Origin of the sequence: Streptomyces filamentosus (genome assembly GCF_014654895.1) — a bacterium.
GTDB classification, from domain to species: Bacteria; Actinomycetota; Actinomycetes; order Streptomycetales; family Streptomycetaceae; genus Streptomyces; species Streptomyces filamentosus.
Genome location: NZ_BNBE01000003.1, coordinates 973,779 through 989,207, shown reverse-complemented (window position 1 = coordinate 989,207; position 15,429 = coordinate 973,779). Strand labels below are relative to the sequence as shown.

Annotated in this window: 15 protein-coding genes; all 15 read right to left on the bottom strand. The window is 71.7% G+C overall.

Features of this window, described 5'->3' with window-relative positions; genetic code table 11:
• Positions 1-40 precede the first annotated feature (40 nt).
• Entirely contained in the window at positions 41-2,491 is a 2,451-nt protein-coding gene (locus tag IE326_RS31960) for a RelA/SpoT family protein (protein ID WP_150227271.1), read from the bottom strand.
• 255 nt (positions 2,492-2,746) lie between these two features.
• On the bottom strand, positions 2,747-3,298 hold the full coding sequence (locus tag IE326_RS31955) for an adenine phosphoribosyltransferase (protein ID WP_190043995.1): 552 nt from the start codon (positions 3,296-3,298) through the stop codon (positions 2,747-2,749).
• Positions 3,295-4,359 carry a protein translocase subunit SecF gene (secF, locus tag IE326_RS31950; RefSeq protein WP_150227273.1) on the bottom strand — a complete coding sequence of 355 codons (1,065 nt, stop codon included), beginning with the start codon at positions 4,357-4,359 and terminating at the stop codon, positions 3,295-3,297. Before secF ends, IE326_RS31955 begins: the two co-directional genes overlap by 4 nt.
• A 1-nt stretch (position 4,360) precedes the next feature.
• Positions 4,361-6,136 (bottom strand): protein translocase subunit SecD, encoded by a 1,776-nt coding sequence (gene secD / locus IE326_RS31945; RefSeq protein WP_190043994.1) that lies wholly within the window; start codon positions 6,134-6,136, stop codon positions 4,361-4,363.
• Between the two features lie 145 nt (positions 6,137-6,281).
• Complete coding sequence (gene yajC / locus IE326_RS31940; RefSeq protein WP_150232525.1) at positions 6,282-6,716, bottom strand: preprotein translocase subunit YajC; 435 nt, start codon at positions 6,714-6,716, stop codon at positions 6,282-6,284.
• Between the two features lie 202 nt (positions 6,717-6,918).
• Entirely contained in the window at positions 6,919-8,010 is a 1,092-nt protein-coding gene (gene ruvB, locus IE326_RS31935) for a Holliday junction branch migration DNA helicase RuvB (protein WP_150227275.1), read from the bottom strand.
• A gap of 38 nt (positions 8,011-8,048) precedes the next feature.
• Entirely contained in the window at positions 8,049-8,681 is a 633-nt protein-coding gene (ruvA, locus tag IE326_RS31930; protein WP_030745438.1) for a Holliday junction branch migration protein RuvA, read from the bottom strand.
• Positions 8,678-9,208: a crossover junction endodeoxyribonuclease RuvC gene (gene ruvC, locus IE326_RS31925; RefSeq protein ID WP_190043993.1), complete on the bottom strand. Its 531-nt coding sequence runs from the start codon at positions 9,206-9,208 to the stop codon at positions 8,678-8,680. The genes ruvA and ruvC overlap by 4 nt, the downstream gene beginning before the upstream one ends.
• 109 nt (positions 9,209-9,317) lie before the next feature.
• Positions 9,318-10,070, bottom strand: coding sequence for a YebC/PmpR family DNA-binding transcriptional regulator (locus tag IE326_RS31920; RefSeq protein ID WP_030745432.1), 753 nt, complete (start codon positions 10,068-10,070; stop codon positions 9,318-9,320).
• A gap of 63 nt (positions 10,071-10,133) precedes the next feature.
• Positions 10,134-10,724 carry a pyridoxal 5'-phosphate synthase glutaminase subunit PdxT gene (pdxT, locus tag IE326_RS31915; protein WP_030745430.1) on the bottom strand — a complete coding sequence of 197 codons (591 nt, stop codon included), beginning with the start codon at positions 10,722-10,724 and terminating at the stop codon, positions 10,134-10,136.
• 6 nt (positions 10,725-10,730) lie between these two features.
• A complete protein-coding gene (pdxS, locus tag IE326_RS31910) occupies positions 10,731-11,639 on the bottom strand; it encodes a pyridoxal 5'-phosphate synthase lyase subunit PdxS (RefSeq protein ID WP_030745427.1) in 909 nt (302 codons plus the stop codon).
• Positions 11,640-11,773: 134 nt separating this feature from the next.
• Complete coding sequence (locus tag IE326_RS31905) at positions 11,774-12,316, bottom strand: hypothetical protein (protein ID WP_030745424.1); 543 nt, start codon at positions 12,314-12,316, stop codon at positions 11,774-11,776.
• A 349-nt stretch (positions 12,317-12,665) separates the two neighbouring features.
• Positions 12,666-13,820 (bottom strand): glycosyltransferase family 4 protein, encoded by a 1,155-nt coding sequence (locus IE326_RS31900; protein WP_150227277.1) that lies wholly within the window; start codon positions 13,818-13,820, stop codon positions 12,666-12,668.
• The gene (locus tag IE326_RS31895) at positions 13,817-14,713 is read right to left on the bottom strand and encodes a phosphatidylinositol mannoside acyltransferase (RefSeq protein WP_373310356.1); all 897 of its coding nucleotides are present in this window, start codon (positions 14,711-14,713) and stop codon (positions 13,817-13,819) included. Before IE326_RS31895 ends, IE326_RS31900 begins: the two co-directional genes overlap by 4 nt.
• 31 nt (positions 14,714-14,744) lie before the next feature.
• Entirely contained in the window at positions 14,745-15,407 is a 663-nt protein-coding gene (gene pgsA / locus IE326_RS31890; protein ID WP_150227279.1) for a phosphatidylinositol phosphate synthase, read from the bottom strand.
• Between the last annotated feature and the right edge of the window lie 22 nt (positions 15,408-15,429).

The following is a 15,429-nucleotide window of genomic DNA, read 5'->3' as shown; positions in this document are numbered from 1 at the left end:
CGGCGGATGCCGGGGGCCCTTTCGCGTGCTCCTCGCCCCGCTACGGGCGCCGTGCGCTGGTCACGCGGTAGACGTCGTACACGCCCTCCACGCCCCGGACCGCCTTGAGGACGTGGCCCAGGTGCTTGGGGTCGCCCATCTCGAAGGTGAAGCGGGAGGTGGCCACCCGGTCGCGGGAGGTCTGGACGGCCGCCGAGAGGATGTTGACGTGCTGGTCCGAGAGGACCCGGGTGACGTCGGAGAGGAGCCGGGAGCGGTCCAGCGCCTCGACCTGGATGGCGACCAGGAAGACCGAGGACTGGGTCGGGGCCCACTCGACCTCCAGGATCCGCTCCGGTTCGCGGGAGAGGGAGTCCACGTTGACGCAGTCGCTGCGGTGGACGGAGACGCCGCTGCCTCGGGTGACGAAGCCGATGATCGGGTCGCCGGGGACCGGGGTGCAGCAGCGGGCCAGCTTGACCCACACGTCGTCGACGCCCTTGACGACCACGCCGGGGTCGGCGTTGGAGCGGCGCTTGGAGCGGCCGCGGGCCGGCGGGGCGACCTCCTCGATGTCCTCGGTGGCGGCCTCCTCGCCGCCGAGCGCCTGCACCAGTTTCTGCACGATGGACTGGGCGGTGACGTGGCCCTCGCCGATCGCCGCGTACAGCGAGGAGATGTCGGTGTAGCGCAGCTCGTGGGCGAGGGTGACGAGGGAGTCGCCGGTGAGGATCCGCTGGATCGGCAGGTTCTGCTTGCGCATGGCCCGCGCGATGGCGTCCTTGCCCTGCTCGATGGCCTCGTCGCGGCGCTCCTTGGAGAACCAGGCGCGGATCTTGTTGCGGGCGCGCGGGGACTTGACGAAGCCCAGCCAGTCGCGGGAGGGTCCGGCGCCGGCGGCCTTGGAGGTGAAGACCTCCACCAGGTCGCCGTTGTCGAGGGTGGATTCGAGCGGCACGAGCCGCCCGTTGACCCGCGCCCCTATGGTGCGGTGGCCGACCTCGGTGTGGACGGCGTAGGAGAAGTCGACGGGGGTGGCGCCGGCGGGCAGCGCGATGACGTCGCCCTTGGGGGTGAAGACGAAGACCTCGTTGCGGGAGAGGTCGAAGCGGAGGGACTCCAGGAACTCGCCGGGGTCCTCGGTCTCCTTCTGCCAGTCGAGCAGCTGGCGCAGCCACGCCATGTCGTTGAGGTGGTCGTCCTTGCCGCCGCCCTTGGGCACGTCGGTGCGGACCTTGGAGGCGCCGGCGACGGCCTCCTGCTTGTACTTCCAGTGCGCGGCGATGCCGTACTCGGCGCGGCGGTGCATGTCGAAGGTCCGGATCTGGAGCTCGACGGGCTTGCCGTTGGGGCCGATGACGGTGGTGTGGAGCGACTGGTACATGTTGAACTTCGGCATCGCGATGTAGTCCTTGAACCGGCCGGGGACCGGGTTCCATCGCGCGTGGACGGTGCCGAGGGCCGCGTAGCAGTCGCGGACGGTGTCCACGAGGACGCGGATGCCCACCAGGTCGTAGATCTCCGCGAAGTCACGGCCGCGGACGATCATCTTCTGGTAGACGCTGTAGTAGTGCTTGGGGCGGCCGGTGACGGTCGCCTTGATGCGGGCGGCGCGCAGGTCGGTCTGGACCTCGTCGGTCACTATGGCGAGGTACTCGTCCCGCTTGGGGGCGCGCTCGGCGACGAGGCGGACGATCTCGTCGTACATCTTGGGGTAGAGGATCGCGAAGGCGAGGTCCTCCAGTTCCCACTTGATGGTGTTCATGCCCAGCCGGTGGGCCAGCGGGGCGTAGATCTCCAGGGTCTCGCGGGCCTTCTTCTCCTGCTTCTCCCGCTTGAGGTAGCGCATGGTGCGCATGTTGTGCAGGCGGTCGGCGAGCTTGATGACGAGGACCCGGGGGTCCTTGGCCATGGCAACGACCATCTTGCGGACGGTCTCGGCCTGGGCGGCCTCGCCGAAGCGGACCTTGTCGAGCTTGGTGACGCCGTCGACGAGGAGCGTCACCTGGTCGCCGAAGTCGCGGCGCAGGTCCTCCAGGCCGTACTCGGTGTCCTCGACGGTGTCGTGCAGGAGGCCGGCCATCAGCGTCGCCGGGTCCATGCCGAGCTCGGCGAGGATGGTGGTGACGGCGAGCGGGTGGGTGATGTACGGGTCGCCGCTCTTGCGCTTCTGGCCGCGGTGCCAGCGCTCCGCGACCTGGTAGGCCCGCTCGATCTGGCGCAAAGTCGCCGTTTCGATCTTGGGGTCGTTGGAGCGGACGATCCGCAGCAGGGGTTCGAGGACCGGGTTGTACGGCGACGAGCGCTGCACGCCGAGGCGGGCGAGGCGGGCGCGCACCCGGTTGGAGGAGCCGCCGGAGCGGCCCGGCGCGGGGGCGGGTGCCGGAGCGGGCGCAGCAGGCTTCGGCCTGGTCTCCGCGGGCTTGTCCTGGGGCGTGCCGGTTCCCTGCGCGGCCCGGTCGGCCTTCGGGTCGGGCTGCGCGGCGGAGAGTGACTGGGCCTCGTCTGGCAAAGAGCGCTCCTCGTGCGGTTCCGGGGCCCCCGGTCAGGCCCGGAAAGGCCATCGTATCGAGCCATGACGCCCCGTGCTCACGCGCCCGGAGGACGGACGGGGCCCGTGGGGCCTTCCCTGCGGCGCGTACCCGTCCTCACCGGGGGACGTACCGGGACAAACGCCAGGGGCGTCCCGGGAATTCCCGGGACGCCCCTGGCCGGAATCCGATGGACTCCTTTTCGGACGTGCCGCAGACGGTGCTTCGATCGCGTCTCAGACGGTGATGAGCGCGGTGAGCGGGGCGCCCTTGAGGGCGGGCTCCAGCCGGGCGCGGCCCGGGAGGAAGCCGAGCTCCATGAGGACCGCGACGCCCGCGACCTCGGCGCCGGCGCGGCGGATCAGTTCGAGGGACGCCTCGGCGGTGCCGCCGGTCGCGAGGACGTCGTCGATGACCATGACGCGGTCGCCCGCGGCCAGGTCCTCGGCGTGCACCTCGATCTCGGCGGTGCCGTACTCCAGCTCGTACGCCTGCCGGAGCGTGGCGCCGGGAAGCTTGCCGGCCTTGCGGACCGGGATGAAGCCCAGGCCCGCGCGGACGGCGACCGGCGCCGCGAGGATGAAGCCGCGGGCCTCCAGGCCGACGATCTTCGTCGCACCGTGCGCGGAGCACAGGGCGGCGAGGGCGTCGGTGAGGGCCGTGAACGCCTCCGGGTCCGCGAGCAGCGGGGTGATGTCCTTGAACAGCACGCCCGACTTCGGGTAGTCGGGGACGTCGCGGATCCGGCTGAGCAGCAGGCCGGTCACGTCCTGGGCCTCGGCGGTCATCCGCGGCGCCCCTCGGCACGGCCCCGGCGGGCGGCGGCGCGCGGGCCGACGACGGCGGCCTCGGCCGCGTCGTCCGCCTCGTCCTCGCCCGCGGCGGCGGAGGCGCGCTTGGCGAGCACCCGCTTCTTCAGGGCCTTGATCGCCGGCTCGCGTTCCTTGAGGTCGGCGACGAGCGGGGTGGCGATGAAGATCGAGGAGTAGGCACCGGCGGCCAGACCCACGAAGAGCGACAGCGAGATGTCGTTCAGCATGCCGGCGCCGAGGACGCCGCCGCCGATGAAGAGCAGGCCGGCGACGGGCAGCAGCGCCACCACGGTGGTGTTGATGGAGCGGACCAGGGTGCCGTTGATCGAGCGGTTGGCCAGCTCGCTGTAGGTGAAGCGGGTCTGCTTCGTGATGTCCTTCGTCTGCTCCTTGAGGGAGTCGAAGACGACGACGGTGTCGTACAGCGAGTAACCGAGGATGGTCAGCAGACCGATGACCGTGCCGACGGTGACCTCGAAGCCGACCAGCGAGTAGATGCCGACCGTGATCGTGAGGTCGTGGATCAGCGCGATCAGCGCCGCGACGGCCATTCTCCACTCGAAGGCGATGGCCAGGTAGATCACGACGAGGATCATGAAGACGCCGAGGCCGGTCCACGCCTTGTTGGCGATCTGCTCGCCCCAGCTGGGGCCGACCAGCTCGGCGGCGATCTTGTCCTCGGAGACGTTCAGGTCCTCGGCCAGCTGGGTGCGGACCTTGTCGGACTGCTCGGTGTCGAGGCCGCCGACCTGGATGCGCAGGGAGCCGTTGCCGAGCTGCTGGACGATCGCGTCGTGGCCGGATGCCTCTTCCGCGTACTCCGTGGCCTGGCTGACGGAGACGTCCGTCTTCGGGGTGGTGAAGACGGCGCCGCCCTGGAACTCGATGCCCATGTTGAGGCCGCGGACGGCCAGGGCGACGATCGCCGTGATGGTGATCAGGATGGACAGGCCGTACCAGATCTTGCGGTTGCCGATGAAGTCGTAACCGACCTCACCGCGGTGGAGCCGGGCGCCGAGATCTCCGAGCTTCGACATCTCACGCCTCCTTCGGGTCGACGGGGGCGGTGGCACGACGGGTGCGGCGCAGCGGCGGCTTGGCGCCGAGGCGCTTCGGGTCCAGGCCGGACCACGGGTGGCCGTTGCCGAAGAACTTCGTGCGGGCGAGCAGCGTCATCACCGGCTTGGTGAAGAGGAACACCACGACGACGTCGAGCAGGGTGGTCAGACCGAGCGTGAACGCGAAGCCCTGGACCTTGCCGACGGTGACGATGAAGAGCACCGCGGCGGCGAGGAAGGACACGAAGTCGGAGACCAGGATGGTGCGGCGGGCCCGCGGCCAGGCGCGCTCCACGGCGGGGCGCAGGGTGCGGCCCTCGCGGAGCTCGTCGCGGATGCGCTCGAAGTAGACGATGAAGGAGTCGGCGGTGATGCCGATGGCGACGATGGCGCCGCAGACGGCCGGCAGGTTCAGCGCGAAGCCGATGGCCGGGCCGAGCAGGGCCATGATCACGTAGGTGAGCAGGGCGGAGACGCCGAGGCTGAGGATCGCGATGAACGACAGGCCCCGGTAGTAGACCACCAGGTAGAGGACGACGAGCGCGAGGCCGATGGCGCCGGCGATGAGGCCGGCCTCCAGCTGCTCGCCGCCGAGGGCGGCGGTGACGGTGTCGACGCTCTGGGTGTCGAAGGTGAGCGGGAGCGCGCCGTAGGACAGGATGTTGCCGAGGTCCTGGGCGGACTGCTGGTTGAAGTTGCCGGAGATCTCCGCGCTGGCGCTCAGCGTCTGGCGGACCGAGGGGGCCGAGACGACGTTCCCGTCGAGGACGATCGCGAAGCGGTTCTGCGGGTCGGCCTGCTGGGAGAGCTTGCTGGTGATCGCCTGGAACTTCTTCGAGCCGGCGTCCGTGAACTCCATGGTCACGATCCACATGCCGCGCTGCTGGTCGAGGACGCCCTTGGCGTCGTCGACGTCGCGGCCCTCGACCTCGGCCGGGCCGAGCAGGTACTTCGACCAGACGCCGGGCGCGTCCTCGCCGCAGGCCACGACGGGCTCGGTCGGCTTGACGCCCTGGCCGACGGCGGCGCGCGCCTTCGGGTCGAGGCAGTTCAGGGTGGTGAACTTCTGCTGGAGGGCGGCGGTGGCGGGGTCCGCGCTGGGGGTCGCCTGCGGGGTGTCGCCGGCCTTCGGGGTGGCGCTCGACTTCGGCGTGGCCGAGGCGCTGCCGGTCGGCGTGGGCGTCCCGGTGGCGTTCGGGGCCCTGAGGGCCTCGGAGAGCGCGCGGCCCTGGGTGGAGGCGGTGGCGGTCGGCGTGGCCGACTTCTTGTCACCCGTGGAGGCGGACGCGGAGGGCTTCGGCGTGCCGGTGCCGGAGGAGTCGGCGGTGGGCGCCGGCTCGGGGGCCGCGGAGGCGACGGTCAGCACGGGCCGGAAGTAGAGCTGGGCGGTGGTGCCGACCTGCTCGCGGGCCTGCTTCTCGTTCGTCCCCTTGGGGATGTTGACGATGATGTTCTCGCGGCCCTGCGTCTGGACCTCGGCCTCGGAGACGCCGAGACCGTTGACACGGCGCTCGATGATGCCGACCGCCGTGTTCATGTTGGTCTCGTTGACCGCGGACTCCTGGCCGGGCTCCGCCTTGGCCTTGAGCGTGATCGACGTGCCGCCGGCGAGGTCGATGCCGAGGCGCGGGGTGGTGTGCCCCGACCAGAACATGCCGCCGGTGAGCGCGACCATGGCGATCAGAATGAAAGCCAGGGCGCGCCCGGGGCGGCTCTGTCCCCCCGCCGGCCCTCGGCCCTTCTTCGGTGCTGCCACCTGTCGTTTCTCCCTGTCCAAACCGTCCGGGCGCCGGGTGGGCGCACGGAGGCCACGAAGTATGTGTGGGGACCATCCCCCGCAGACGCCGGACCGTTCCCGGCCGCGGCCGCGCCGGTGGGCGGGGCCGCGGTGCCGGGTGCGACTACTTCGCCTCGGTCTCGCCGTCGGTCTTGCCGTCCTTCTCGCCCTCGGCCGCGTCCGACTTCTTCGTCAGGTCGGCCTTGGGGGCCTCGTCGGCGGTGTCGGTCAGCGAGGAGGCGTCGTCCGGGACGACGGTCTCGGAGTCGGCGCCGGCGTCCTCGTCGGTGTCGCCGTGGACGATCCGGTTGTACTCGGCGTCGTCCAGGACCGCGCCGATGGCGTTCTTCGCGTAGACGGCGTGGACGCCGGGCGCGACCTCCAGCAGGACGGTCTCGTCCTGGATCTCCTTGACGGTGGCGTACATTCCCCCGATCGTGCGTACGCCGGTGCCGGGCTGCATCTGGTTGCGCATCTCCGCCGCCTGTGCCTGCTTCTTCTTGGCAGAGCGGGTCATCAGGAACATCGCCCCGATGAGCACGATGAAGGGGAGGAGCATGCCGATGTTATTCACGGGACGGAAATCCTTCGCACGGTCACGGAGAACCCGCGGCCTGATCTTCGGGGGTGGGCACGCCGACCAGAAAGGGCGGCATCGGCGGAGTCTAGGCGAGTCCGCATCGATGGAACAACGCCCAGCATGGCACCGTGGTTCCTCGTCGGGCGAGACTCCGCGCCGTCACCCACCCGTCACAGGGGCCTCAGGAGCCGAAGAGCCCCTGTTGTCCGGATCCCGCCCCTCCGGAGCCGCCCGCCGGGCCCGCTGCCTGCGGCGGAACCAGTCCGAGGTGGGTCCAGGCCGCCGGCGTGGCGACCCGGCCGCGCGGGGTGCGGGCCAGCAGTCCCTCCCGTACGAGGAAGGGCTCGGCGACCTCCTCGACGGTCTCGCGCTCCTCCCCCACGGCGACGGCGAGGGTGGACAGGCCGACGGGGCCGCCGCCGAAGAGCTTCAGCAGGGCCTCCAGGACGGCCCGGTCGAGGCGGTCGAGGCCGCGGCTGTCCACCTCGTACACGCCGAGGGCGGCGCCGGCGATCTCGCGGGTGATCACTCCGTCGGCCTTCACCTGGGCGTAGTCGCGGACGCGGCGCAGCAGGCGGTTGGCGATGCGGGGGGTGCCCCGGGAGCGGCCGGCGATCTCGGCGGCGCCGGCCGGGTCGATGGCCACGTCGAGGAGGCCGGCCGAGCGGACCACGACCCGCTCCAGCTCGTGCGGCTCGTAGAACTCCATGTGGGCGGTGAAGCCGAAGCGGTCGCGCAGCGGGGGCGGCAGCAGACCGGCCCGGGTGGTGGCGCCGACCAGGGTGAAGGGCGGCAGGTCGAGGGGGATGGCGGTGGCACCGGGGCCCTTGCCGACGATGACGTCGACGCGGAAGTCCTCCATCGCCATGTAGAGCATCTCCTCGGCGGGCCGGGACATGCGGTGGATCTCGTCGAGGAAGAGGATCTCGCCCTCCTGGAGGGAGGAGAGGATCGCGGCGAGGTCTCCGGCGTGCTGGATGGCGGGGCCCGAGGTGATCCTGATCGGTGCGTTCATCTCCGCGGCGATGATCATCGACAGGGTGGTCTTGCCGAGGCCGGGGGCGCCGGAGAGCAGCACGTGGTCGGCGGTGGCGCCGCGCTGGCGGGCGGCCTTGAGGACGAGGTCGAGCTGCTGGCGGACCTTCTCCTGGCCGATGAACTCGCCGAGGTCCTTGGGGCGCAGGGCCGCCTCGACGGCCTGGTCGTCGCCCTCGGCGGCGGCGCCGACGATCCGCTCCTCGGGGGCGGATGCCGTCTCGTCGTCCCAGTTCACGGTGGTGTCTTCCTTCGTACGGGAGGGGCTGCGGGCGGTCAGCGGGCTCGGTTGAGCGTCTGGAGGGCGGCGCGCAGCAGCTGGGGCACGGGGGCGGAGCCGGTCTCGGCGAGCGCGGCCTCGGCCTGCGGGGTGACGGCGGCGACGGCCTCCTCGGCCTCGCGGCTCGCGTAGCCGAGGCCGACGAGGGCGGCGGCGAGCTGCTCGGTCCAGGGAGCGGGGCCCGCGGCGACGGCGCGCTGCTGGCCGACGAGACCGCTGCTGCCGAGCGGGCTGCCGAGCTTGTCCTTCAGCTCCAGGAGCAGCTTCTGGGCGCCCTTCTTGCCGATGCCGGGCACGGCGGTGAGCGCCTTCTCGTCGCCGGTGGAGACCGCGAGGCGCAGCGCGTCGGGGCTGTGGACGCCGAGCATGGCCTGGGCCAGCCGGGGGCCGACGCCGCTGGCGGTCTGGAGCAGCTCGAAGACCTGGCGCTCGTCGTCGTCGGCGAAGCCGTACAGGGTGAGCGAGTCCTCCCGGACGACGAGGGAGGTGGCGAGCCGGGCGTGCTCGCCGACGCGGAGGCCGGCGATGGTGTTCGGGGTGCAGTGGACGGCCATGCCGACGCCGCCGACCTCGACGACGGCGGTGGTGGGGGCGAGGGCGGCGACCGGGCCGCTGACGAAGGCGATCATGGCGTGCGGCCTTTCGAGGTGTGCAGGGCGACGGCCTGCTGGAGGCGGGTCTGGGCGGGGGCCCGCCAGATGTGGCAGATGGCCAGGGCGAGCGCGTCGGCGGCGTCGGCGGGCTTGGGCGGGGCGGAGAGCCGCAGCAGCCGGGTGACCATGGCGCCGACCTGGGCCTTGTCGGCGCGGCCGGAGCCGGTGACGGCGGCCTTGACCTCGCTGGGGGTGTGCAGGGCGACGGGGATGCCGCGCCGGGAGGCGCAGAGCATGGCGACGGCACTGGCCTGGGCGGTGCCCATCACCGTCCGGACGTTGTGCTGGCTGAACACCCGCTCCACGGCGACCAGTTCGGGCTGGAAGCGCTCGATCCACTCCTCGATGCCGCGCTCGATGCCGACCAGCCGGACGCCGATGTCGGCGTCCGCCGGGGTGCGCACCACGCCGACGCCGAGCATGGTCAGCGGCCGGCCGGCGACGCCCTCGACGACACCGACACCGCACCGGGTGAGACCCGGGTCCACCCCCAGGACGCGCACGCCGCCCCTCCCTTCGATCAGCTATTCGTGCAGGCTATCGGCTGCCACTGACAACGCAGCGGGCCGGCGGGGGTGTGTCCCCGCCGGCCCGCTGCCGAGAAGGTGCCGCTCAGGCGTCGACCTTCGCCATGACCTCGTCGCTGACGTCGAAGTTGGCGAAGACGTTCTGCACGTCGTCGCTGTCCTCCAGCGCGTCGATCAGCTTGAAGATCTTGCGCGCGCCCTCTTCGTCGAGCTCGACCTGCATGGTCGGGACGAAGCTGGACTCGGCCGAGTCGTAGTCGAAGCCGGCCTCCTGGAGGGCGGTGCGGACCGCGACCAGGTCGGTGGCCTCGCTGATGACCTCGAAGGACTCGCCGAGGTCGTTGACCTCCTCGGCGCCCGCGTCGAGCACGACCTCCAGGACGTCGTCCTCGGTCCGCTCGCCCTTGGGGAGCACGACGACGCCCTTGCGGTTGAACAGGTACGAGACGGAGCCCGGGTCGGCCATCGAGCCGCCGTTGCGGGTCATGGCGACGCGCACGTCCGAGGCCGCGCGGTTGCGGTTGTCGGTGAGGCACTCGATGAGCACGGCGACGCCGTTCGGGCCGTAGCCCTCGTACATGATCGTCTCGTAGTCGGCGCCGCCGGCCTCGAGACCCGCACCGCGCTTGAGCGCGGAGTCGATGTTCTTGTTCGGGACCGACTGCTTCTTCGCCTTCTGGACGGCGTCGAAGAGGGTCGGGTTGCCGTCGAGGTCGGCGCCGCCGGTGCGGGCCGCGACCTCGATGTTCTTGATCAGCTTCGCGAAGAGCTTGCCGCGCTTGGCATCGATCACGGCCTTCTTGTGCTTCGTCGTAGCCCATTTAGAGTGGCCGGACATCTGCCTGTCTCCTTCGCGTAACCCACTTCTTGAACGAACCCCAGAGATCCTACCGGGATCACGTCACCGTTCCGCGCGCACCATGTCCACGAAGAGCTCGTGGATGCGGTGGTCGCCGGTGAGCTCGGGGTGGAAGGAGGTCGCGAGGACCTTGCCCTGGCGCACGGCGACGATGTGGCCCTCGTGCTCGGCGAGCACCTCGACCCCGGCGCCGACGGACTCCACCCAGGGGGCGCGGATGAAGACGCCCTCGACGGGGGTGGCTATTCCCTCGACGGTGACTCCGGCCTCGAAGGACTCGTTCTGCCGTCCGAAGGCGTTGCGGCGGACGATCATGTCGATGCCGCCGAAGGTCTCCTGGCCCGAGCGCGGGTCGAGGATCTTGTCGGCGAGCATGATCAGGCCGGCGCAGGTGCCGTACACCGGCATGCCCGCGGCGATCCGCTCGCGGACCGGCTCCATGAGGCCGAAGAGGACGGCCAGCTTGGAGATGGTGGTGGACTCGCCGCCGGGGAGGACCAGGCCGTCGACCTCGGCGAGCTCTTCGGGGCGCCGGACCGGCCTGGCCACGGCGTCCGCCGCGGCCAGGGCGATCAGGTGCTCCCGGACGTCGCCCTGGAGGGCCAGGACACCGATCACGGGGGTGCTGCTCATCGGTGCTTACCAGCCCCGGTTGGCGTAGCGCTCGGACTCGGGGAGGGTGTCGCAGTTGATGCCGACCATGGCCTCGCCGAGGTTGCGGGAGGCGTCCGCGATGACCTTCGGGTCGTCGTAGAAGGTGGTGGCCTTCACGATGGCGGCGGCGCGCTTGGCCGGGTCGCCGGACTTGAAGATGCCGGAGCCGACGAAGACGCCCTCGGCACCGAGCTGGCGCATCAGCGCGGCGTCGGCGGGGGTGGCGACGCCACCGGCGGAGAAGAGGACGACGGGGAGCTTCCCGAGCTCGGCGACCTCCTTGACGAGCTCGTACGGGGCGCGCAGCTCCTTGGCGGCGGCGAAGAGCTCGTTGTTGTCGAAGCCGCGCAGCTTGGCGATCTCGTTCTTGATCTGGCGCAGGTGGCGGACGGCCTCGACGACGTTGCCGGTGCCGGCCTCGCCCTTGGAGCGGATCATGGCCGCGCCCTCGGCGATGCGGCGCAGGGCCTCGCCCAGGTTGGTGGCGCCACAGACGAAGGGGGTGGTGAAGGCCCACTTGTCGGAGTGGTTGACCTCGTCGGCCGGGGTGAGGACCTCGGACTCGTCGATGTAGTCGACGCCGAGGGACTGGAGGACCTGGGCCTCGACGAAGTGGCCGATGCGGGACTTGGCCATCACGGGGATGGAGACCGCGCCGATGATCTCCTCGATCATGTTCGGGTCGGACATCCGGGCCACGCCGCCGTCCTTGCGGATGTCCGCGGGGACCCGCTCCAGGGCCATGACGGCGACGGCGCCGGCGTCCTCGGCGATCTTCGCCTGCTCGGCGTTGACCACGTCCATGATCACGCCGCCCTTGAGCTGCTCGGCCATGCCGCGCTTCACGCGGGCGGTGCCGGTCTCGGGGGACTGGGGGGTGGTGGAGCTGGACACGGGAACCTCACTCGTGACACGGGTTCAACGGGACGTTGACGACTAGAGCGAGGAAACAATCCGCGAGCGGTCCACATCAAGGGCCAATGCGCAGGACGTGGATCCTTTTCGACGGAATCCGAGGCCACAGTCCGTCAGGACGGGCGATCCGCCAGGGCCACCGGGGGTTCGTCGTCCATTTCGAAGGCCATCGGGAAGGGCGCGTGGCCCGCGAGCCGGAACCAGCGGACCTTGCGGTGCCGGCGCAGGGCGCGTGCCGCGCGGACGGCGTCGTTGTGGAAGCGGCGGGCCATCGGTACGCGGCGGACGGCGGCGGCGAGCTCCCCCGCGGCCTCCTCGCCGCCGGGCGCCTCCCGTACGAGCTCCACCTGCTCCGGTTCGCCGAAGACCGCGCGCAGGGCCTGGCTCAGCTCGCTCTCCGCGACCTCCCGGTGGTCCTCCTCGGCCTGCCGGGCCGCGTGGGCGGCCTCGTACAGGACGATCGAGGCGGCCGGGTCGAGGACGCCGGAGGTGGCCAGCTCCTGGGTGACCGAGGCCCGCCGCAGCAGCTGGGCGTCGAGCGCGGCGCGGGCGGCGTCGATGCGGGTGTGCAGCCGGTCGAGCCGTCCGGCAGTCCAGCTGAGGTAGACGCCGATGAGGATCAGCGCGACGACGGTCCAGATCAGGGTTTCGGTCACGGGCGCACAGGCTACCCGGGCGGGGGGAGGCGCCCTCCCGAAGGGCGCGGTCGCGGGCGAACGGGACGGGGCGCGGCGCTGCCGCCGCCGTCCCGTCGCGGGCGGGCGCTCCGCCGGTGCTGGGCGGTGCCGCCGCCGTCCCGTCGCGGGCGGGCGCTCCGCCGGTGCTGGGCGGTGCCGCCGCCGTCCCGTCGCGGGCGGGCGCTCCGCCGGGTCGGAACGGGTGGGCACGACGGAACGGCACCCTTCGCGGGTGCCTCCGCTTCCGGGCCTGGGCCCGCACCCCAAGTGCCTCGCGCACCGGGTGCGGGCCCGGGCCCGGAAAGCCCGGGCACAGGGACGACGGGTCCTACAGCCCCAGGCGGGCCCGGAGGCCGCCCGTCTTCTCGTCCGTGTCGACGGCGGCGGCCCCGTCCGTGACCGTCTCGTAGACCGCCAGGATGTCGGCGCCGACCGTGGACCAGTCGAAGCGGCGGACGTGGGCGGAGCCGCGGGCGCTCAGCTCGGCGCGGCGGGCCTCGTCGCCGAGCAGGCGGATCGCCGCGTCGGCCAGGGCGTCCGCGTCCTCGTTGGCGAAGAGTTCGCCCGCCGCGCCCTGGTCGAGGACCTGGGCGAAGGCGTCCAGGTCGGAGGCGAGGACCGGCGCGCCGGCCGACAGCGCCTCGACGAGGATGATGCCGAAGGACTCGCCGCCGGTGTTGGGCGCCACGTACACGTCGACGCTGCGCAGCAGCCGCGCCTTGTCCTCGTCGCTGACCATGCCGAGGAACTCCACCCGGGAGCGCATCTCGGGCGGCAGGGAGGCCACCGCCTCCTCCTCGTCGCCGCGCCCGGCGACGAGGAGCCGGGTGTCCGGCCGTTCGGCGAGGATCCGGGGCAGGGCCCTCATCAGGACCGGCAGGCCCTTGCGGGGCTCGTCGATGCGGCCGATGAAGCCCAGCGTCCCGCCCTGCCACTCCGCCTTCGGTTCGGCGCCGGCGAAGAAGTCGACGTCGACCCCGTTGGGGATGAGGACGGCGTCGCCGCCGAGGTGCTCCACCAGCGTCCGGCGCGCGTACTCGCTCACCGCGATGCGGGCGCTGATCTTCTCCAGGGCCGGCTGGAGGATCGGGTACGCGGCGATCATCGCCCGCGAGCGCGGGTTCGAGGTGTGGAAGGTGGCCACGATCGGCCCCTGCGCCGCCCAGCAGGTGAGCAGCCCCAGCGAGGGCGAGGTCGGCTCGTGGATGTGGACGACGTCGAAGGTGCCGTCGTGCAGCCAGCGCCGCACGCGCGCGGCGGACAGGAAGCCGAAGCTGAGCCGGGCCACGGAGCCGTTGTACGACACGGGGACGGCGCGGCCGGCGGAGACCACGTACGGCGGCAGCGGGGTCTCGTCGTCGGCGGGGGCCAGGACGGAGACCTCGTGGCCGAGCCGGATCAGGTGCTCGGCGAGGTCGCGGATGTGGAACTGGACGCCGCCCGGTACGTCCCAGGAGTACGGGCAGACGATCCCGATCTTCACGGTGTGCGCTCCTCCAGGTCGGCCAGCCACAGGCGCTGGAGCATGTGCCAGTCCTCCGGGTGGTCCGCGATGCCCCCGGCGAAGGCGTCGGCGAGGGCTTGTGTCATGAGGGACGTCCTCTCGGCCCGGGTGCCTGACCCGGGCACCTCCACGGGCGCGTGCACCTCCCCCTTCATGACGTCGGTGTCGTCGTACCAGAGGGTCACCGGCAGCAGGAGCGCGCCGGTCTGGAGGGCGAGCATGGCCGGTCCCGCGGGCATCCGGGCGGCCTCCCCGAAGAAGGAGACCTCGACGCCCGAGGCGGACAGGTCCCGGTCGGCGACGAGGCAGACCAGGCCGCCGGCGCGCAGCCGGCGCGCGAGGGTGCCGAAGGCGGCGCCGCCGGTGTGCGGCAGCACCTCCATGCCGAGGGACTCGCGGTAGGCGACGAAGCGGTCGTACAGCGACTCGGGCTTGAGCCGCTCGGCGACGGTGGTGAAGGGCGTGCCGAGGGCGCGGGTGACCCACACCCCCGCCAGGTCCCAGTTGGCCATGTGGGGCAGGGCGAGGATCACGCCCCGGTCGGACGCTATGGCGTCCTTCAGGACGTCCTCGCCCTTGATCTGGAAGCTGCCGGCGGCCCGTTCGCGGCTCCAGGCGGGGAGCCGGAAGGACTCCATCCAGTAGCGCATGTACGAGCGCATGCCGGCCTTCGACAGTTCGGCGAGCCGCTCGGGCGTGGCGTCGGGCACCACGCGCGCGAGGTTGGACTCCAGGCGCAGCACGCCCTTGCCGCGCTTCTTCCACGCGATGTCGGCGATCTTCCGGCCGAGGGCCTTCGCCACCGGTTCCGGCAGCTTCTTGACCGTCGCCCAGCCGAGCCCGTACAGCCCGCCCGACAGCTTCTCCCCGATGCCGCTCACGTCGTCTTCTCCCCGATGCAGCTCACGTCGCCGCTCCGCTTCCCCCGGCCGCGGCGGCGTCCGCCTCCGCGGATTCCCTGCGTACCGTCACGACCCGCTGGCCCAGGGTCACGGCCGATCCGACGGCCACGATCCACAGCGCGACGGGCAGCAGCACGTCGACCCCGGGCACGCCGAAGGCGTGCAGTCCGGCGAGGCCGGCGGCGACCAGCGAGATCACCAGGCGCTCGGCCCGCTCGATCAGGCCGTTCACCGCGACGGGCAGGCCAATCGATTCGCCACGCGCCTTGGTGTACGAGACGACCTGGCCGCTCGCCAGACAGAAGATCGCCACCGCGCACAGGACGTTGTCGTCGCCCTTGCCCGCGTACCAGAGGGCGAAGCCTCCGAAGATCGCCCCGTCGGCGACCCGGTCGAGGGTCGAGTCGAGGAAGGCGCCCCAGCGGCTGGAGATCCCGGCCTGCCGGGCCATGTTGCCGTCGACGAGGTCGGAGAAGACGAAGAGGGTGATGACGATCGTGCCCCAGAAGAACTCGCCCCGGGGGAAGAAGACCAGCGCCCCGGCGACCACTCCCGCCGTGCCGATCAGCGTCACGGCGTCGGGGCTGACCCCCCGGCGGAGCAGAAACGCGGCGAACGGTGTGAGGACACGCGTAAAAAACGCACGCGCGTACTTGTTCAGCATGGCCTTCCCGAGGTTTCGGCGG